Annotated in this window: 15 protein-coding genes; 6 read left to right on the plus strand and 9 right to left on the minus strand. The window is 55.1% G+C overall.

All coding sequences use genetic code 11. The features are described 5' to 3' along the window. Window positions 1–160 precede the first annotated feature (160 nt). Together MHI24_RS01970 and MHI24_RS01975 are read left to right on the plus strand one after the other, a co-directional pair. Entirely contained in the window at window positions 161–1,945 is a 1,785-nt protein-coding gene (locus tag MHI24_RS01970) for an alpha-glycosidase (protein ID WP_340023888.1), read from the plus strand. After that, window positions 1,920–2,291, plus strand: a complete 372-nt coding sequence (locus MHI24_RS01975; RefSeq protein ID WP_340023889.1) for a nuclear transport factor 2 family protein — start codon at window positions 1,920–1,922, stop codon at window positions 2,289–2,291. Before MHI24_RS01970 ends, MHI24_RS01975 begins: the two co-directional genes overlap by 26 nt. Window positions 2,292–2,367: 76 nt before the next feature. Here MHI24_RS01975 and glgA read toward each other — a convergent pair whose 3' ends face one another. Both glgA and glgB read right to left on the minus strand, forming a co-directional pair. Continuing rightward, complete coding sequence (gene glgA / locus MHI24_RS01980) at window positions 2,368–3,804, minus strand: glycogen synthase GlgA (protein ID WP_340023890.1); 1,437 nt, start codon at window positions 3,802–3,804, stop codon at window positions 2,368–2,370. A gap of 30 nt (window positions 3,805–3,834) precedes the next feature. Then, window positions 3,835–5,754, minus strand: a complete 1,920-nt coding sequence (gene glgB / locus MHI24_RS01985) for a 1,4-alpha-glucan branching protein GlgB (protein ID WP_340023891.1) — start codon at window positions 5,752–5,754, stop codon at window positions 3,835–3,837. 216 nt (window positions 5,755–5,970) lie between these two features. On the opposite strand from glgB, the gene MHI24_RS01990 reads away from it, so the two are divergent. Then, window positions 5,971–7,194: a glucose-1-phosphate adenylyltransferase gene (locus MHI24_RS01990; protein ID WP_340023892.1), complete on the plus strand. Its 1,224-nt coding sequence runs from the start codon at window positions 5,971–5,973 to the stop codon at window positions 7,192–7,194. 127 nt (window positions 7,195–7,321) lie between these two features. Here the strand turns inward: MHI24_RS01990 and MHI24_RS01995 are convergent, their stop codons facing one another. The 5 genes from MHI24_RS01995 to MHI24_RS02015 all read right to left on the minus strand — a co-directional run bounded on the left by MHI24_RS01995 (window position 7,322) and on the right by MHI24_RS02015 (window position 12,631). Continuing rightward, window positions 7,322–8,722 (minus strand): HAMP domain-containing sensor histidine kinase, encoded by a 1,401-nt coding sequence (locus MHI24_RS01995; RefSeq protein ID WP_340023893.1) that lies wholly within the window; start codon window positions 8,720–8,722, stop codon window positions 7,322–7,324. Beyond that, on the minus strand, window positions 8,719–9,417 hold the full coding sequence (locus MHI24_RS02000; RefSeq protein ID WP_238651621.1) for a response regulator transcription factor: 699 nt from the start codon (window positions 9,415–9,417) through the stop codon (window positions 8,719–8,721). Before MHI24_RS02000 ends, MHI24_RS01995 begins: the two co-directional genes overlap by 4 nt. Then, on the minus strand, window positions 9,410–10,702 hold the full coding sequence (locus MHI24_RS02005; RefSeq protein ID WP_340023894.1) for a hypothetical protein: 1,293 nt from the start codon (window positions 10,700–10,702) through the stop codon (window positions 9,410–9,412). The genes MHI24_RS02000 and MHI24_RS02005 overlap by 8 nt, the downstream gene beginning before the upstream one ends. Window positions 10,703–10,733: 31 nt before the next feature. Further along, complete coding sequence (locus tag MHI24_RS02010; protein WP_340023895.1) at window positions 10,734–11,459, minus strand: ATP-binding cassette domain-containing protein; 726 nt, start codon at window positions 11,457–11,459, stop codon at window positions 10,734–10,736. A gap of 89 nt (window positions 11,460–11,548) precedes the next feature. Then, complete coding sequence (locus MHI24_RS02015) at window positions 11,549–12,631, minus strand: MFS transporter (RefSeq protein ID WP_340026584.1); 1,083 nt, start codon at window positions 12,629–12,631, stop codon at window positions 11,549–11,551. A 235-nt stretch (window positions 12,632–12,866) separates the two neighbouring features. On the opposite strand from MHI24_RS02015, the gene MHI24_RS02020 reads away from it, so the two are divergent. The 3 genes from MHI24_RS02020 (at window position 12,867) to MHI24_RS02030 (ending at window position 15,393) form a co-directional block, all read left to right on the plus strand. Further along, on the plus strand, window positions 12,867–13,784 hold the full coding sequence (locus tag MHI24_RS02020) for an ArsR family transcriptional regulator (RefSeq protein ID WP_340023896.1): 918 nt from the start codon (window positions 12,867–12,869) through the stop codon (window positions 13,782–13,784). Between the two features lie 24 nt (window positions 13,785–13,808). Further along, complete coding sequence (locus MHI24_RS02025) at window positions 13,809–14,561, plus strand: HAD hydrolase-like protein (RefSeq protein WP_340023897.1); 753 nt, start codon at window positions 13,809–13,811, stop codon at window positions 14,559–14,561. A 97-nt stretch (window positions 14,562–14,658) separates the two neighbouring features. After that, entirely contained in the window at window positions 14,659–15,393 is a 735-nt protein-coding gene (locus MHI24_RS02030) for a thioredoxin domain-containing protein (RefSeq protein ID WP_340023898.1), read from the plus strand. Window positions 15,394–15,442: 49 nt separating this feature from the next. On the opposite strand, the gene MHI24_RS02035 is transcribed toward MHI24_RS02030, so the two are convergent. Next, window positions 15,443–17,698 (minus strand): DNA topoisomerase 3, encoded by a 2,256-nt coding sequence (locus MHI24_RS02035; protein ID WP_340023899.1) that lies wholly within the window; start codon window positions 17,696–17,698, stop codon window positions 15,443–15,445. A 101-nt stretch (window positions 17,699–17,799) separates the two neighbouring features. After that, the gene (locus MHI24_RS02040) at window positions 17,800–18,219 is read right to left on the minus strand and encodes a hypothetical protein (RefSeq protein ID WP_340023900.1); all 420 of its coding nucleotides are present in this window, start codon (window positions 18,217–18,219) and stop codon (window positions 17,800–17,802) included. Between the last annotated feature and the right edge of the window lie 3 nt (window positions 18,220–18,222).

Genomic DNA, 18,222 nt, shown 5'->3' on the forward strand with positions numbered 1-18,222 from the left:
GTGACAAATCCTGTTAATGCCAAACCTCCTTTTGCACATCCTATGAAAAGAGGTATATAATACTATCTACTATAGATTATCCCCATATCCCGCCGGAACCATCCACAGATTGCCTATAGCGGAATTCCGCAAAATCACCCAACTTACAGGAGGTGCTGTCATGCTGCTGGAAGCGATGTACCATGTTCCCCGTGACAAATGGGCTTACGCCTACGATGCCCAGACGATCCATCTGCGGGTGCGCACCAAGCGTGATGATGTGGACTATGTTGTTGCCCTCACCGGCGACAAATATGATTGGCAGCATACCGCTTATGACATTGTTATGGAAAAGGCTGCCTCCGACGATAAATTCGACTACTGGGAAGCGGCAGTCCGGCCGAAATACAAGCGCCTCAGCTATACTTTCCGGGTCAGCAAGGGAATGGAAACCGTGTATCTGCTGGATAACGGCATCCGCTCCGAGTGTCCGCTCCCGCCCAATCATTACTACGAATTCCCTTACATCCACGGAATTGACCTGTTCAAGGTCCCGGCCTGGGCCAAGGAAGCGGTATTCTACCAGATTATGACCGAGCGGTTCGCGAATGGCGACTCCTCGCTCAACCCTGAAGGTACTGAGCCCTGGGGCGGAGTGCCGAAGCTGGATAATTTCTTCGGAGGCGATCTTCAGGGGGTGCTGGACCATCTGGAGGATCTGCAAGACCTCGGCATCAACGCGATCTACTTCACTCCCCTGTTCGTCTCCCCCTCCAACCATAAATATGACATCGTGGATTACAAAAGAGTCGACCCGCATTTCGGCGATAATGATCTGCTCAAAAAGGTCGTCGAGGAATGCCACAGACGCGGTATCCGCGTCATGCTGGACGCCGTTTTCAACCATTGCAGCGATCAATTCCCTCCGTTTCAGGATGTGCTGGAGAAGGGCGAATACTCGGTCTACCGCGACTGGTTCCACATGAATTCGTCATATCCGGCCGGGGTGGTTGACGGCATTCCCACTTATGATACGTTCGGCTTCTATGGAAATATGCCAAAATTTAACACTGCCAACCATGAAGTCAAGTCCTATTTGCTGGAGGTGGCCGAATACTGGATTAAGGAGATCAAGGTGGACGGCTGGCGGCTGGATGTGGCCAATGAGGTGGATCATCACTTCTGGCGCGATTTCCGCAAGGTGGTCAAGGCGGCGAACCCGGATGCGTACATCGTCGGAGAGGTGTGGAGCGACTCCCTGACCTGGCTGCTCGGCGATCAGTTCGATTCGGTGATGAACTACCCGTTCTCGGGAACGGTGCTGGAATTCTTCAACGGCGGAATGGACGGCATCACCTTCGGCCAGCGGATCGGCGGCCTGCTTATGCGGTATCCGCAGCAGACAAATGAGGTGGTCTTCAATCTGCTCGGCAGCCACGACACACCGCGCCTGCTGACCGTACTGGGGGAAGACAAGCGAAAATTGAAGCTGGCCGTAGTCTTCCTGTTCACCTTCATGGGCACCCCCTGCATCTATTACGGGGATGAGATCGGCCTGACCGGCCATGAGGACCCGGACTGCCGCAAATGCATGGAATGGGATGAAGCGAAGCAGGACCGCGAGCTGTATGACTTTTACCGGATGATGATTGCGCTGCGTAAGGATCATAATGCGCTGCGGGAAGGCCGCTTCCGCATTCTCCGGGCCTGTGAGAACGACCCTTGCATCGTATATGAACGTGCGGATGAGCGGATTCACTTCACCGTCTGGATGAATAATTCGCCGCAACCCTGCACGCTCAGCCACCCGATGGAGACCAGCGACTGGCTGGATGCGCTGACCGGTGAAGCGGTCATCCCTGAACAGGGAATGATGAACGTTGCGCTGGAGCCTTACGGTTACCGGATTCTATACCGTCATATTGTAGAGGAGAGAGCTTATGAAGGAACGGGAACAGAGAATTGAACAATACTTCAACTCCTGGATTAACAAGGAAATTTCCACTCTAAGAACCATCTTCGCCCCAGACATTCTATACTCCGAAAGCTATGGACCTGAATATCACGGCATAGCCATCGTGGAGCAGTGGTTTAAGGATTGGACTTCACGGGGTACGGTACTGCAATGGACGATCAAGCAATTCATCCATCAGGGCAATATGACAGTGGTCGAATGGTACTTCAAGTACGAGCATGATGGGACGGCCGATGCTTTTGACGGTGTATCCCTGATCGAATTCAATGCGGAGAACCTGATTGTTAGTCTAAAAGAATTTCAGTCGAAGCTCCCGCATTACTATCCCTATACTTGACGTTACTTTCACAATATACAGCAAACAGGCATTCCACCCATCATCAGATCGGGGAATGCCTGTTTCGTATGCAGCGTTACTCTGCGGCGTTAGCTGTAATTTTGTTGTAAATGTCGATATACTGCTGTGCGGATACATTCCAGCTGTAGTCGCCGGAGAAAGCGTTTTTGGTTACTTTTTTCCAGTGCTCCGGCTTGTGGTAGAACGATACGGCGCGGCGGAGCGTATGCATCATATCATGGGCGTTGTAGTCCTTGAACGTGAAGCCGTTGCCCTCGCCGGTAAATTCGTTATAGGCCTTAACGGTATCGTTCAGCCCGCCGGTCTCCCGGACCACCGGAATGCTGCCGTAACGCAGCGCCAATAGCTGGCTGATGCCGCAGGGCTCGAACTTGGACGGCATCAGGAAGATGTCGCTTGCGGCGTAGATTTTGCGGGATAAGGCATCATTGAACAGAATCTGCGAGCTCAGCTTAGTCGGGTAACGCCATTGCGCCTCACGGAACCAGCGCTCGTAAGTCTCATCCCCGGTGCCGAGCAGGACAAACTGAATGTCATCGTAATACAGGATTTCGTCCAACACGCGGGTGAGCAGATCCAGCCCTTTGGAGTCGACCAGCCGTGTAACCATAGCTACCATTGGAACGTAAGGTGCCACCGGCAGACCAAGCTCCTGCTGAAGACCCAGCTTGTTCTCGGCTTTTTTGGCCAGATTGGAGCGGTACTTGGTGAAAATAGACGGGTCATTCGACGGATTATAGCTCTTGGTGTCAATTCCGTTCACAATGCCGCTCAGCGACTCTGAGCGTGAAGCCAGCAGCCCATCCAGGCCATAGCCGTAATACGGGGTGCGGATCTCGTCGGCATAGGTCGGGCTGACGGTTGTCACATGGTCACTGTAGACAATCCCGCCCTTCATGTAATTGATGTTGCCATAATACTCGACGCCAAGGAAATAGCTGTCGTCCAGACCGAGCAGCTCACCAAGCACCTCATACGGGAAGACGCCCTGATACAGGAGATTATGTATCGTGAACACCGTACGCATCTCACTGTAGAACGGATTATGGCGGTAATGCGCCTGCAGCAGGAGCGGAATGACCGCCGCGTGCCAGTCATGGCAATGCACCACATCCGGCTGGAACGAAATCGCCGGCAGGCATTCCAGTACCGCCCGGTTGAAGAAGGCGAACCGTTCGCCGTCATCCATATAGCCGTAAATGCCGTCACGCCCGAAGTAATATTCATTATCGATGAAGTATACCGGTATGCCGTCGAGTACGATGCGTTCAATTCCGCAATACTGGTTGCGCCAGCCTACCGGCACCTCCGTCACAGCGATATGCTCCATCTGGGATACATACTTTTCTTTGATTCCCTTGTACTTGGGCAGAATGACCCGGACATCGACTCCGGCGGCTTTGAGCGCCTTCGGCAGTGCGCCGATGACATCCGCCAGCCCGCCTGTTTTGATGAACGGATCGCCCTCCGCTGCGGCAAACAAGACTTTCATACCGTTGTCCCCCTTCAATAAATAATTGATTTATTTCACGGACTTGCGTCCCGACTTCTTAAGCACTATGAAGCCAAGCGGCGGCAGGGTGAGCTCCACGCTGTTCTCCTGGTTATGCCACGGTGTCTTTGTGCTCTTAACCGGTCCGTTATGGATACCTGAGCCGCCGTACTCCACGCTCTCTGAGCTGAACAGCTCCTCGTATGTGCCCGGGCGCGGCACACCGATCCGGTAGTCCCGGCGCTCCACCGGCTGGAAGTTAATTAGGATGAGCAGCGTATCGACCGGCCGCTTCCCGCGGCGGATATAGGATACCACACTCTGGCCGCTGTCATCGGCATCAATCCACTGGTAGCCCTCCATGTCATGATCCAGCTCCCACAGGGCTTTCTCACTGAGGTACAGCTTGTTGAGCGCAGCCGTATAGGCCAGCATCCGCCGGTGGCTCTCATAATCCAGCAGCAGCCAGTCCAGCTGCTCCTGATCCTTCCACTCGATGAATTGCCCGAACTCTCCTCCCATGAACAGCAGCTTTTTACCCGGATGACTGATCTGGTACCCGAGCAGCACCCGCAGACCGGCAAATTTCTGCTCGTAGGACCCCGGCATTTTGTCAAGCAGGGACTTCTTACCGTGAACGACCTCATCATGGGACAGCGGCAGCGTATAATTCTCGGAATAGGCATAGCAGATCGGGAAGGTCAACAGATTATGATGGTAAGGGCGTGCCCCGAAATCATGTTCTATGTAGCCCAAGGTGTCATTCATCCAGCCCATATTCCATTTGTAATTGAAGCCCAGGCCCCCTTCATGCACCGGTGCGGTTACGCCCGGCCAGGCGCTGGATTCCTCAGCCATCATCAGCGCTCTAGGATAATACTGGAAGACTGTCTGGTTGAGCTGCTGAATGAAGCGGATGGCTTCCAGATTCTCCAGCCCGCCGTTCTTATTGGTTCTGAACTGGTGATGCTCCTTCTCGAAATCCAGCCGCAGCATACTGGTCACCGCATCGACCCTCATGCCGTCGATATGGAATTTCTCGAACCAGAACAGAGCGTTGGAGATCAGAAACGATGAAATCTCCGGCTTACTGAAATCGAACGACAACGTGCCCCAGCCCGGCTTCTCGGCCAGCATCGGGTCGGCATACTCATACAGCGGCGAGCCGTCGAACATTCGGAGGCCGTGGGCATCCTTGGCGAAATGGGCCGGTACCCAATCAAGAATCACACCGATGCCGGCCTGATGAAGCTGGTCGATCAGGTACATCAGCTCCTTCGGCTCCCCGAAGCGGCTGGTTGCCGCATAATAGCCTGTTCCCTGGTATCCCCAGGACAGATCGTAAGGATGCTCCGCGAGCGGCATGAACTCCACATGGGTATAGTTCATTTCAGTCAGATAAGGGATCAGCAGGCTGCTTATTTCTCTATAGGTATAGAGTTCGCCGTCTTCCTTCTGCCGCCAGGTGCCCAGGTGCATCTCATAGATGTTAACCGGGGACTGGTACGGCCCTCTGCTCTTGCGGCGCCACGCCGCGTCTCCCCACCGGTATCCATCGAGATCCGCTACAACGGATGCGGTGGCCGGACGTACTTCTGCCTGAAAGGCATAGGGGTCTGCTTTGAGGAAGCTTGTACCATCTGCCCCTATAATCCTGTATTTGTAAAAAGTTCCCGGCTGAATGCCCGGAAAAAAACGACTCCAAATTCCCGAATCGGGTATCTTATATAACGTGTCAAGATCCGTTGTTCCATCCCAGCTGTTATGATCACCAGCCAGTCCTACATATGCCGCATGAGGAGCCCACACGGTAAAGCGAACGCCCTCCTGCCCTTCCTGGACGGCAATATGCGCGCCAAGCATCGTATAGCTGCGATAATTCGTGCCCTCATGGAACAGATAAATATCTTCAGCGGACGGGAGGTTAATTGTTTTTGCAGATTCGGCCAAATCATCACCACCTTAGGATATAGGATGCACCTATTACATTACCCGAATCCGGGGCGTTTGAAAATGATTTTGAGAACAAAATGGGCAGTTTCAAAATAAAGAAAATGATTATGTAATTTTTTCAGATATACAGCAATATAATTCCCCTATGTCGTTTCAAGCGCCCGCCTAGCGTGTATATTACAAGCATTGACAAAAAAATGGGAGGGATAACAAATGAGTAAGAAAGAATGTATTGCTATGCTCCTGGCAGGAGGCGAAGGCCGCAGACTGGCCCCCCTCACTTCCAGCATGGCTAAGCCTGCAGTCCCTTTCGGCGGACAGTACAGAATTATTGATTTTCCCCTGAGCAATTGTGTGAATTCCAAGATCGATACGATCGGTGTATTGACCCAGTATGAAGCAGAATCCCTGCATCAGCATATCGGTGAAGGCGAGCCGTGGGGCCTGCATAGCCGCAGTGATCGGGGTGTGAAGCTGCTTCCTTCAGGAGTGGACGGCAGAGACAGTTATACAGGAACCGCAGATGCGATCTATAAGAATATTGAATATATTGACAGTCAGAATCCGGAGCATGTGCTCATTCTCTCCGGCGATCATATTTATCATATGGACTACCGCAAAATGCTCGATTACCACATCGGCAAATCAGCGAAAGCCACGATCTCCGTCATGGAGGTCCCTTGGGACGAAGCGAGCCGCTTCGGCGTGATGAACGTGGATGCTGATTTCAAAATTTCCGAATTCGCCGAGAAGCCTAAGGTACCGCAAAGCAACCTGGCTTCCATGGGCATCTATCTGTTCGAGTGGGCGTACCTCAAAGACCATTTGCTGCGCGATGCTGCGAACCCCGAGTCCGCTCATGACTTCGGCAAGGATGTTATTCCTTCCATGCTGGATGCGAATGACGAGCTGTTCGCTTACCGCTTCGAAGGCTACTGGAGAGATGTCGGCACCGTTGACAGCTTATGGGAAGCCCATATGGATCTGCTGCAGGTCGAAGACGGCTTCAAGCTCGACAACTCCCGCTGGCCGATGTACAGCCGGGCTCCGCGCACGAAGCTGGCTGCCATCCGGCCCCGGGTTCAGACCCCTCCGGATGATTGCCTGATCCATGAGACCTGCGCACTTGAAGGCAGCCTGCAGCGCTCCGTCATCTTCGGCAGCGTTGAGGTCGGCAGACAGAGCCGGATCAAGCAGAGCGTGGTAATGCCGGGTGCGCGCATCGGGCGCGGCGTGCTGATTGAGAATGCGATTATCGGTGAAGGTGCGGTCATCAAGGACGGCGCGGTCATTAAAGGCAGTGCAGACAACATCGTAGTTGTCGGCCCGCATGAGATCGTAGCTGCCAAGCCGCTGATCCGTACCCAGCCTTCCCGGCTGCTTCAGGAGGTCTATGAGAAGACCGGCCGCCTGCGGGCAGAAGGAATGCCTTCCTGACCGAACGGACTATAGCGTTAAAGGATAAGTTATCGTGTGCAACATATAAATTCTATATTTTAAAAAAGGGATACAGCCTCGTCCATCCGGACTGTGCTGTATCCCTTTTGTCTATTTCGGAAGCTGGTTAAGCCTTCGTCTCCGGCGAATCGTCCAGCGGAAGAATGACCGTAACCTGCGTCCCTTTGCCCAGCTCACTGTCCAACTCCAGCTTGCCGTGATGCAGCTCGACAATCTGCTGGGAGATAGCCAGTCCCAGCCCGGTACCGCCATTAAGCGAATCCACCTGGAAGAAGCGGTCCCGTACTCTGGAGAGATGGTCTGGACTAATCCCGATGCCGCTGTCACGGACAACCACCGCCATCTCGGTATCCGACAGGCGCTCTGCGAGCAGAACAATACTGGAATCCTCCGGCGAGAACTTCACAGCATTATCCACCAGGTTGAGGAATACCTGCTTCAGGCGGTTCGCATCTCCCTTAGTGAATAGGGTCTCCTCACATTCCAGCAGCAGACGAATCCGCTTCTTCTCGGCCTTGGCCCAGATATTCAGCAGGGTCTCCTGGAGCAGCACCTTAATATCTACGCGCCCCAAGGAGAGCTTCATTTCGTTCTGCTGCAGCTTGGAGAAGTCGAGAATCTCCTCCACCAGTCCGATCAGCCGGTCGCTCTCCCTCGAGATAATGCCCACACCGAGCTTCGTCTCCTCAGGATCATAGCCCCCGGAGACCAGCGTCTCACTCCATCCCTTAATGCTGGTCAGCGGGGTGCGCAGCTCATGGGAGATTGAGGAGATGAAATCATCCTTGATCTGGTTGCTGCGGACAATCTCCTCTGCCATATAGTTCAGCGTAGAGGCCAGCTCCCCGATCTCGTATTTGTAATTCCCTTTGATACGGGTCGTGAACTTGCCCCTGGCCATCTGGGCCGATACTGCCGTAATAATGTTCAGCGGCCGCACAATAGAATTGGCAAGCCCGAAGCTGAGCACGAGCACAATGGACAATACCGCCACCATGATGCCGATGGATACCAGTGTCAGATTAACCAGATCGGCATTAATTCCCTCCATGGAGGTCACATACCGCAGAATATACGTATCATGAGCGTTAATCTGCACCATTTTGGAGACGGCCATCACGCTCTCATTGGTGCCGGCCTGGCGGCCAACCCAGCGCCCGATACTGCCGCCGACAGCCTCGGGAACATCACTTGTCGTAATCGTCCGGTCCGGCTGGAAGCCGGTGGAACTGGTTAGAATGTCTCCCTTGAGGGTCAGAATCTCAAGCTCGGTATTTTCCAGATTGAAGTACTTCAGCATTCCCTGCAGTTGGTTCCCCGACGGCTCATTCGAGAACTTCGCAAAGTTCTCGGCCACACTGATATAGGTTGTTATCTTGCTGTAGATGCTGTCATAATAATACGTGCGGATCGCCAGCAAAATAATCGTCTCAACGAGGAGAAGCGCCACAAAGACTACGAGAATATAGTGCAGTACAATCTGTCTGCGCATCCCCTTCTTGATCATTGGGCTTGGCCCTTCCATTTATATCCGTGACCCCATACGGTCTGCAGGTATTCCGGCTCGGACGGATTATTCTCGATCTTCTGGCGCAGGCGGCGGATATTCACATCAACAATCTTGGGATCGCCCATATATTCCTTGCCCCACACATGGTCGAGCAGCGAGTCACGGCTGAGCGGCGTATTCTCCTTCTCCAGGAAGAACTGCACCAGCGAGAACTCCGTGGGCGTCAGCTCAATCGCCTCCCCGCTCCGCTTGAATTGCTTGGAGATCAGATCCAGCGTGAACGGTCCCGAATGGAAGGATACCTTGGCCGCCTGCTCGCGGTGAACATTCACCCGGCGCAGCAGCGACTGGATCCGGGCAATCAGCTCGGTTGGGCTGAACGGCTTGCTGACATGATCATCCGCTCCTACCGACAGGGCATAGACCTTATCCTGCTCCTGAACCTTGGCCGTGAGGAAAATAATCCCCAGCCGCTCATTGGTCTCGCGGATGCGTCTGCACACTTCAAAGCCGTCGATGCCGGGAACCATGACGTCCAGCAGGGCGATATCAATATCATGGATGGTTGTCAGCTTATGCAGCGCCTCATTGCCGTCTGCCGCCTCCAGCACTTCAAAACCGTTGCGTTTGAGATTAATGACAATAAAACTGCGGATGGATTCTTCATCCTCCAGTATCAGTACCTTACTCATCGATTCCCTTCCTTTCAATAGAGGATTTGATTCGTCCATCCTCTTCTGCGATGGTATTCTGTTCCAGTTCCCCCCGGTATCCGATCATCTTGTCCAAATCACGGCCGAGCAGCTTCCAGCCGGAATTCTTCACCCGGTCCCACTCCGCTGCTGAGAAGAACGAGACCTCGGCAACGGTCTCCCCGGTATCCGACATAATAAACTTGAGCGATTTATTCAGCACGGACTTGGTGTCTACAGTTACGCGCTGCTGCCATTCGGGAGCAAAATTAATGGTGAACCGGTCCAGCGGATCATTATACAGTTGGGTGCTGAAGGTCAGCCCCTCTTTGCCGTCCCATTTATAATAAGAGTTGAAGTAAGGAATCGTCTCAGGGTCGAAATACTCCCAGCCTTTGGGCGGAACCAGCAGGCCAATCTCGATAATGCCGTCCTGATCGATATCCTCGCTGACAATTTTCCGGTCTTTGAACGTCCGGTCATTCCCCGAAACGGCAACGCGCAGCTTGTTATTCTCCATTACCACAAGGGTAGTATAGGCGGAATGGGAGTCAACTGCAGAATCCAAGACTATACCTTCTTTGTTCGCAGCTACTTTTCCTGAGACAATATTGTAATAACTGCTGAAATACGGGTCCAGATTATCAAGCTCATCCAGCACCTTGAAGCTGTCCTTATACTGGTAAGTAGTTAAGGTTGCGAATTCATTGCGTCTAAAGTAAACAAGGGTTATATCCGGAATCCCGTCCTCGTTTAGATCATCGATGATGTATTCTGTGTACGGCTTGGTCAGAATCTCCTCCAGTGCCCCGCCGGAATAGCTGTAGACCACCATGCCCTTCTCTTCGCCGCGGGAGTAACCGGCCACAATATTCAGCTTGCCGTCGCCTGTCACATCCTTCAGCTCGACAGAATCCAGATTCATGCCGTCACCGTCGAAGACGAGCTTCTTCACCCAGGCATCCTTCTGCTTCTCCAGGATCATGCCGTGGATAACCACAGCCTCGTTCTCCGTCCTATAGAAGACCAGAGTCTCCATGATGCCGTCCTTGTCCAGATCCTCTGTAAAAATCGAGCTGTCATCATCATTGGTCGGACGGATCAGCGTGCCATCCATCGCCTTCAGCGAGGAATTGATCGCTGCCATCAGCGATGCCTTGTCGGCGGGCAGCTGCGGCACCCTCATCTGGGAGACCGGATCACTGAGGAAGGTACAGCCCGACAGGGCCAGCAGCGACAGAACGGCAACAGCCAATCCTCCGAGTAACCGTATATTAAGCTTCATGAACCTCTCCTTACTGAACGCCCGGCCCGGTTCACAGGTGCAGCCGCTCCTGCGAGGTCAGGCGGCGTCCCTTGACATCATGCTTGATTCTTCCATCCTCCAGTACCCACAGCCTAGTGGCGAACCGTTCGGCCAGCTCGATCGGCAGCACGGTCAGAACGATCAGGCCGGTCTCCTTGCATAATCCACGCAGGGTCTCCAGCACGTTCTCCGCACTCTTCGGGTCCAGGCCGGTGACCGGCTCATCGGCGAGAATGACCTTCGCGCCGTGAACGAGCGCGCGGGCAATCGCCACCCGCTGGCGCTCGCCGCCGCTGAGCTGGCCGGCCTTCAGCTTCGCCTTGTCCAGCAGGCCGAGCAGCTCCAGCTGGTCCATGGCGCCCATATAATCATCGGAGCGGACCATGCCCGTAACCATCCGCCACAGCGGTGTCTGTGCCGCTTGTCCGATCAGCACATTCTTCAGTGCGGTCCGGTTCGGATTCAGCTCCGCGTTCTGCTCCAGATAGGCCCATTCCCGGCTGATCTTGCGTTTGCCGGTGAAGGGGCTCTTCATAATATCGCTGCCGTCTACCCGGAAGTTCCCCCGGTCCCACTTCTCCCGCAGGGCCAGGCACTTCAGAAGTGTCGATTTGCCGCTTCCGCTCGCTCCGAGCAGGGCCACAAATTCCCCGGGCTCCAATTGAAAACTGATATCCTGTAATACCGGTGCTTTATCTTCCCCGACCGCTTTGGCCAAATGTTCAACTGTAATCATAGGTCAGCCTCTCCTGTCTTCGACTATACTCTATAGTGTACTCTGAAAGCGGGATCAAATTCCATGCGAGCACTCGTTCTTATCTTACCTCAAATCGTCTTCCGTGGCGAGAATAATAACCCGGCCAGTCCGAACAGAATATACAGACCGCCCATTACGGCAAAGACACTTCCGCCCCAGCCGAACTGCAGCAGCAGGCCGCCGATGCCAGGGCCCGCAATACTGCCAAGGCTATAATGGAAAGAAGACACAACATTGGCTGCGGGCAGCAGGTTGCGCGGCAGGATATCAGCGGCATAGCTCAGGCCAAGCGAGAAAAACGAGCCGACCAGTCCCCCGGACACCATCAGCAGCACCAGCGTCAGCCAGAAATGGCCGCCCGCCAGCGGCAGCAGCACGAAGGCCAGGCCGCCGCCTGTCCCAGCGCTGATCAGGATGGCCTTGCGGCCGTAGCGGTCGCTCCAGATGCCGAGCGGCAGCTGGAGCAATAGACCCCCGATGCCCGCGAACGGCAGCAGCGCGGCAATCTGGTCGGCGCTGAAGCCGGTGCGCAGACCATACACCGGGAAGCTGCTGTTGAGGCTGGCTTCCATATAGCCGTACAGCAGCGCCGGAATCAGCGCATACCAGGCAAGCCGGTAGCTGCGGGCGAACCGGCTCGCCTGCCCTTCGCTGTGGTCCATCGCTTCCGGGCGGGAATCCGGCAGCTTCCAGCCGACCAGGAGCAGCGCCAGCACGAACAGCAGCGCGGTGATCAGGAACGGGGCGGCCTGTCCGAACCGCAGCAGGCTGATGCCCAGCGGCCCCAGGCTGAAGCCGAGGCCATAGGACATCCCGTAGAGCGAGAGATTCCGCCCCCGGTGCTCCGCCGGTGTCATCAGCAGCACCCAGAGCTGGGCGGCGTAGTTCACGGCAGAGTCGCCGATGCCGACCAAGAGGCGCAGCACGAACCAGATTTTGACGCCGGGCAGCAGCGGGAACAGCACCAGAGAGGCCAGCACCAGCGCGAGGCCTGCGGCCATCAGCTTCTTGAAGCCGATAGCGCCCAGCACCCGTTCGGCAACCAGGGTCATGGCGAAGGAGCCTACATAGAGCGCGGCTGCATTCAGCCCGTTCAGCGAAGAGGAGATTCCCTGCTGCTCCAGCAGAATCGACAGGACCGGCAGCAGCATTCCCTGGCTCAGTCCGGCGAGAATAATGACAGTAATTAAGATTAGATAGTTCGTTCTGCCGCTGTCCTTCAGCGGCCTAGTACTTGTAAGTGGCACGAATACATCCTCCTGTGTACAGCTGCGGTGAACAGAATCCTTACGTCCATAGGCAAACACGGAACATTATAGTGGACAACCTTCTTCAAAACAAGAGATAATATATAGAAGTGACTGATTGATGGAGGTGACCGGCCTGATGAAATATGAACTCGAAATTGATGTTTCCCCTGTATATGAACTGCTCGACAGCTTCATGTTATATGTGACCAAGAAATGGACCTCCAACCTGGAGATCGGCACCGACTGGATCCGGGAGGTGGACGGCCGCTTCACCCCGCAGCAGCTGGCTGCATTAAGGCAGGCGGCCGAATGGCCTTTTGACGATTACGATGTGCTCTATGCCTGGGCCTACAGCCGGGGGGAAGCGTCCAAGGTGACACAGTTCCTGAATGAGCTGGAAGTCTCCTCCCTGGAGGAATGCCTGGCGCGGACCGAGCCTTTTTTCCATAACTTCTCTGCTGAAGAATGCGCCCGGATTAAGCACGGATATACACCGCTGCTGCGGTTATGGTATGAGCACTATTTCCGCCATGTGGAGCATACTATTCTGCCGCTACTGATCGAAGACGCCTCGGAGAAAAAGATACTGGAGAGCAAAATGGACATGGTCCCGCTGATTGAATATGCCTCTGGAGGCATTGTCATCGAGGACATTCCGGAACTTAAAACCATTGTCCTGCTGCCGACGGTCCATAACCGTCCGATCAATACCTACTGCTTCTACAAGCATATGATGCTGGTACAATATCCGGTGGATGTCCCCTCAGAGAATGAGGAAGAGCCGCCGATGGTACTGCTCCGCCTGACCCAGGCGCTCTCTGACCCGACCCGGCTGAAGCTGCTGCGCTTCGTGGCGGGCGAGCCGAAGTCGCTGTGGGACATGCAGTCTGAGCTGAACCAGTCCCGGGAGATGCTGATGCACCATCTGCTCAGTCTGCGCGTCGCAGGGCTGCTGCGGGTGCATCTGCGCGGTGAAGGCACCGAACGCTACAGCATCCGGCCGGACGGGGCCTCCGAGCTCCAGATGTTCCTGGAGTCCTACATCCGCATCTAACGACTAACTATAGGAGTGAGCCTCATGAAATACTTGCCGCAACAAATCATCTTCGATCTGGACGACACACTGGTGCACTGCAATAAATATTTCGATCTCATTCTGGGGCGCTATTTCGAGCTTATGAACGGCTGGTTCAGCGCTTACGGCCCCTCGATGAGTGAATTCCGCAGCAAGCAGGTTGAAATCGACGTGGAGACCGTCAGCACCAGCGGGCTGGCCAGTGATAATTTCCCGAAATCCCTGATTGCTACCTACCGCTACTTCTGCGGCAAATATAACCGTAAGCCTGACGCTCTTGAAGAGCAGCAGCTGATGAAGCTGGGCATGAGCGTGTATGACCAGGAGGTCGAAGCCTATCCCGGGATGGTCGAGACGCTCGATACACTGAAGCAGGACGGGCATTCCCTCTACCTGTATACCGGCGGCGATGACGCCATCCAGCAGCGCAAAATCGCCCAGATGAAGCTGGACGAATACTTCGATGACCGGATCTATATCCGCCAGCACAAAAATGTGGAATCTCTGGAGCAGATTCTGAATACTTACCATTTCGACCGGAGCATCACCTGGATGATCGGCAACTCCCTGCGGACCGATGTGCTTCCCGCCCTGACGGCCGGCATCAACAGCATCTATCTGAAGCAGCAGAACGAATGGCTCTACAATCTGGTTGAGCTTCAGCGCGAAATGCAGCAGTCGGTCATGACCATCTCCGCCATTAACGAGGTTCCTCCGGTCATCCGCATGGCCGCCCTGCGCGAGCATCACGGCTGAGCAGCCGGAGCAGTGTTGTTACAAATGGCATAGGCAGCCTGCCGCGGTATGTTTATACTATTGGAGTAGATTTCCATATCGCGCAGGAGGCTCCTTCATGAACAAACCCAAGCAATCCGGAAATACCAAGGGGAACGGGCGGCTGCTCCCTATGCTGCTTGCCGTCATTGTTGTACTGCTGACCCTGATTCTGGTCTTCGTTCTGACCGGCAGCAAGTCCTCAGGCACGGCTGAGCTGGACAACCTTCCGAATTACACCGATGTGAAAGGCAAGATTGTAGTGGACGGGCTGAAATACGAGAAGCAGCCGCGTCTGGGCAGCGATGAGGCCAAGGTGAAGGTGATTGAATTCGCCGATTTCAAATGCCCGGCCTGCAAAAACTGGACAGACACCTATCTGGATACCTTCATTAAGGATTATGTAGACACCGGCAGAGCCCAGCTCTATTTCATGAATTTCGCCTTCATTGACCGGGATTCCTATCTCGCGGCCAGTGCCGGAGAAGCTATCTACAGACAGAGCAACGAGAAGTTCTGGGAATACCTGCACAAGCTCTACGCCAATCAGGGCGATGAGAGCAAGATCTGGGCCACCCAGAAGTTCATCCTCGGATTCGTGAAGGACAATATTGACGGCATTGACTACGAACAATTCAAGCAGGATCTGAAGAATCACACATATATGTACGATGTTAAGGAAGACTTCAAGATCGCCGGCGCCTACGGCGTGAACGGTACACCGAAGTTCATGGTGAACGGCGTGCTGCTGCCGGATTCCTCATATGAGGGACTAAGCGCCGCAATTGAAGCAGCCTTAAGCGCTGCACCATGATTGGACGAAGCGCCCCGCCGGGAAGAACCTGGCGGGGCGCTTCGTTATGTTACTCCACTGCGAGCTGGCCGGTGTCCGGGTTCTCCAGCACCAGCTTGCCTTCATACGGCTCGCCGTCCGCCCCGGTCAGCTTCAGCTTGCCGGTCCGGCCCTTCTCAATCAGGGCCTTCACCTGGGAATCGGTAAGCGTCCGGCCGTGGTTCTCCTTCCAGATAACGAAGGCGCAACCCTCCTTATAATGGGAGCAGCCGTAGCCCTTGCGGCCCATGAAGATCATGCCGCCGCAGCCCGGGCGCGGGCAGCTGCCGATGATCTTCGGCCCATCCGATGCGGCCGGTGCACTGCGCTTGCGTGAAGCTGCCCGCTTATCGGCGGCGGCCTGGCGCTCGCCCGTCTTGCGCGGTGCAGCCGCCGCGCTCCGTCCCTTGCCCCCGCTGCCCTTCGCCGGGGTGTCCCCCTCGAAGGAGGTTTTGGCTGCCCGTGACTGGACGCGGACCTTATCCACAATCATGGAGGCGAACCGCTTCACGTTCTCCATGAACTGGCCGTCCGCTGCAGTGCCGCGCGCGATTTCGTTCAGGCGGCGCTCCCACTGCCCGGTCATCTCCGGGGAGGTCAGCAGCTCCACACCGGCTCCGCGGATCAGCTCAATCGCCGTCCGGCCCTTTTGGGTGATGGCGATTTTTTTACCCTGCATCTCCACATAGCCGACATTCTTCAGCCGCTCAATCGTGGCCGCACGTGTCGCCGGAGTGCCCAGCCCCGAGTCCTTCATGGCATCGCGCAGCTCCTCATCCTCAATCTGCTTGCCCGCGCTCTCCATCGCCTTCAGCAGGGTTCCTTCCGTATAATGCTTAGGAGGCTGGGTATCCTTCTCCTTCACGACGGCATCGCTGCAGAGAACATCACCGCCGGCATCAATCGAGAACGGCTCATTGACCTCCAGCTCCTCTTCTTCCTCGTCCTCCTTGCCCTTGCCTTTGGCCTTGGGCTTGTCCTTCTTCTGGTCCGCGTAGATTACCTTCCAGCCGAGGCTGAGCAGCTCCTTGACGGTTGTCTTGAACTTCTCCTCCTCCACCTCGGTAATTACCGTATGTACCTTGTATTCGGCAGCTGGATAGAACTGGGCGAGGAAGCGGCGGACGATCAGGTCAAACAGCTTGGCTTCGTCTGTGCTCAGCCCGTTCGCTTTGCGCCCTGTCGGCAGAATGGCATGGTGATCCTCTACCTTGGACGGATTGCAGATGAACTTATTGCCGGTATGAACCAGGCTGCGGTTCGCCCCCTTGACCCATTCGTCATACTGCGTCCCCTGCAGGGACGACAGCGTCTTGTGCATCTGGGGAATGTTCTGCTCCGTGACATAGTTGGAGTTGGTACGCGGGTATGAGATCACCTTATGCTTCTCGTAGAGCGCCTGGGCGAGATCGAGCGTTTTTTTGGCCGAGAAGGCGTATTTCCCGTTCGCTTCACGCTGCAGCAGCGTCAAATCGTACAGCTTGTTCGGATATTCCTTAGTCTCTTTCACCTCATAGCTGCCAATTCTCGCCGGCTTGCCCTTGACCTTATTCGCAAGCGCCTCAGCCTTGGCAGAATCCGTTAACCGGTCCCCCTGCCACATGCCCTTGTAGGTCAGCTCTTTCTGGGTGAAATGGCCCTCCACCTCAAAGAACTTCAGCGATGAGAACGCCTCAATCGTCTTCTGCCGGTCATAGATCAGCGCAAGAACCGGGGTCTGAACCCGGCCTACAGAGAGCAGAACATTATGTCTGGTGGTAAAAGCGCGCGACCCGTTCATCCCGATCAGCCAGTCGGCTTCACTGCGGGCTCTGGCCGCTTTGGTCAGATTCTCGTATTCCGAGCCGTCCTTCAGCTCCTGGAAGCCCTTGCGGATCGTCTCCGGCGTCAGGTCGGAGATCCACAGCCGCTTCACCGGCTGGCTCAGCTTCAAATGGCGCTGGATCAGCGAGAAAATATGCTGGCCCTCCCGCCCGGCATCGCAGGAATTGACCAGCAGATCGCTGCGCTTCGCCAGCTCGCCGATCACCTTGAGCTGATCCAGCGTACGTGCATTCGGCACCAGCTTGAACTGCTCCGGGATAATCGGCAGATCGTTGATGTTCCATTTCTTGTATTTGGCATCATAGGCTTCCGGCTCGGCCAGGCCGATCAGATGGCCGATGGCCCAGGTGATGATGTACTGCTCCCCTTCCAGATAGGATCGGTAATTTTTGGCCTTCGGTTCTATTGCGGCGGCGATATTCCGCCCCATGTCCGGTTTCTCCGCAATAATGAGTGTCTTCAAAAATAATCGCTCCTTACCCTTGGTTACATGAAAAATATGTCCAGTATTCTATTATACCATTTTCCCGGCCGGAAGAGGACTTTGCATATGAACCCGGGGATCTACGGGCGGAAAATTACCATCAGCACAATCAGCACCAGCGTCAGCAGGCCGAACAGCTCCAGCACATCTTCCCGGGACCAATGTCTGCGGAAGAAGACGATTGCCGGCTGGGCCAGCGCCGCCCCCATATACAGGATGTTCAGCAGCAGGCCAAAGGCCAGTACCGAGAACACCGGGGTATCAGACTGCGTCGCTCCGGTAATGGTAACAAGTATTATGACCGCTGTCACCAGATAGAGCAGACACCGGAAAAAGATAATCCACGGCCCGGTCTTCGCCGGGCGGGGCTCTGGCGGAGCCTCCTTCTCCCTCTCCCTCCTCTGTTCCTCCAGCAGACGCCGGATTTCATCGGGATGCTCCTTCCTCATCTGCTGCATCCGCCTGAAGTTCTCCACCCGGCGGCTTAAGCGTCGCAACATGCT

The sequence above is a fragment of the Paenibacillus sp. FSL K6-1096 genome (assembly GCF_037977055.1).
Taxonomy (GTDB): domain Bacteria; phylum Bacillota; class Bacilli; order Paenibacillales; family Paenibacillaceae; genus Paenibacillus_AQ.

Bases quoted from the DNA above. Each gene is read 5' to 3' on its own strand.
- MHI24_RS01970 (WP_340023888.1), top strand. From the start codon at position 161: ATGCTGCTGGAAGCGATGTACCATGTTCCCCGTGACAAATGGGCTTAC.
- MHI24_RS01975 (WP_340023889.1), top strand. From the start codon at position 1,920: ATGAAGGAACGGGAACAGAGAATTGAACAATACTTCAACTCCTGGATT.
- glgA (WP_340023890.1), bottom strand. From the start codon at position 3,804: ATGAAAGTCTTGTTTGCCGCAGCGGAGGGCGATCCGTTCATCAAAACA.
- MHI24_RS01990 (WP_340023892.1), top strand. From the start codon at position 5,971: ATGAGTAAGAAAGAATGTATTGCTATGCTCCTGGCAGGAGGCGAAGGC.
- MHI24_RS01995 (WP_340023893.1), bottom strand. From the start codon at position 8,722: ATGATCAAGAAGGGGATGCGCAGACAGATTGTACTGCACTATATTCTC.
- MHI24_RS02000 (WP_238651621.1), bottom strand. From the start codon at position 9,417: ATGAGTAAGGTACTGATACTGGAGGATGAAGAATCCATCCGCAGTTTT.
- MHI24_RS02005 (WP_340023894.1), bottom strand. From the start codon at position 10,702: ATGAAGCTTAATATACGGTTACTCGGAGGATTGGCTGTTGCCGTTCTG.
- MHI24_RS02010 (WP_340023895.1), bottom strand. From the start codon at position 11,459: ATGATTACAGTTGAACATTTGGCCAAAGCGGTCGGGGAAGATAAAGCA.
- MHI24_RS02015 (WP_340026584.1), bottom strand. From the start codon at position 12,631: ATGCTGCTGCCGGTCCTGTCGATTCTGCTGGAGCAGCAGGGAATCTCC.
- MHI24_RS02020 (WP_340023896.1), top strand. From the start codon at position 12,867: ATGAAATATGAACTCGAAATTGATGTTTCCCCTGTATATGAACTGCTC.
- MHI24_RS02025 (WP_340023897.1), top strand. From the start codon at position 13,809: ATGAAATACTTGCCGCAACAAATCATCTTCGATCTGGACGACACACTG.
- MHI24_RS02030 (WP_340023898.1), top strand. From the start codon at position 14,659: ATGAACAAACCCAAGCAATCCGGAAATACCAAGGGGAACGGGCGGCTG.
- MHI24_RS02040 (WP_340023900.1), bottom strand. From the start codon at position 18,219: ATGTTGCGACGCTTAAGCCGCCGGGTGGAGAACTTCAGGCGGATGCAG.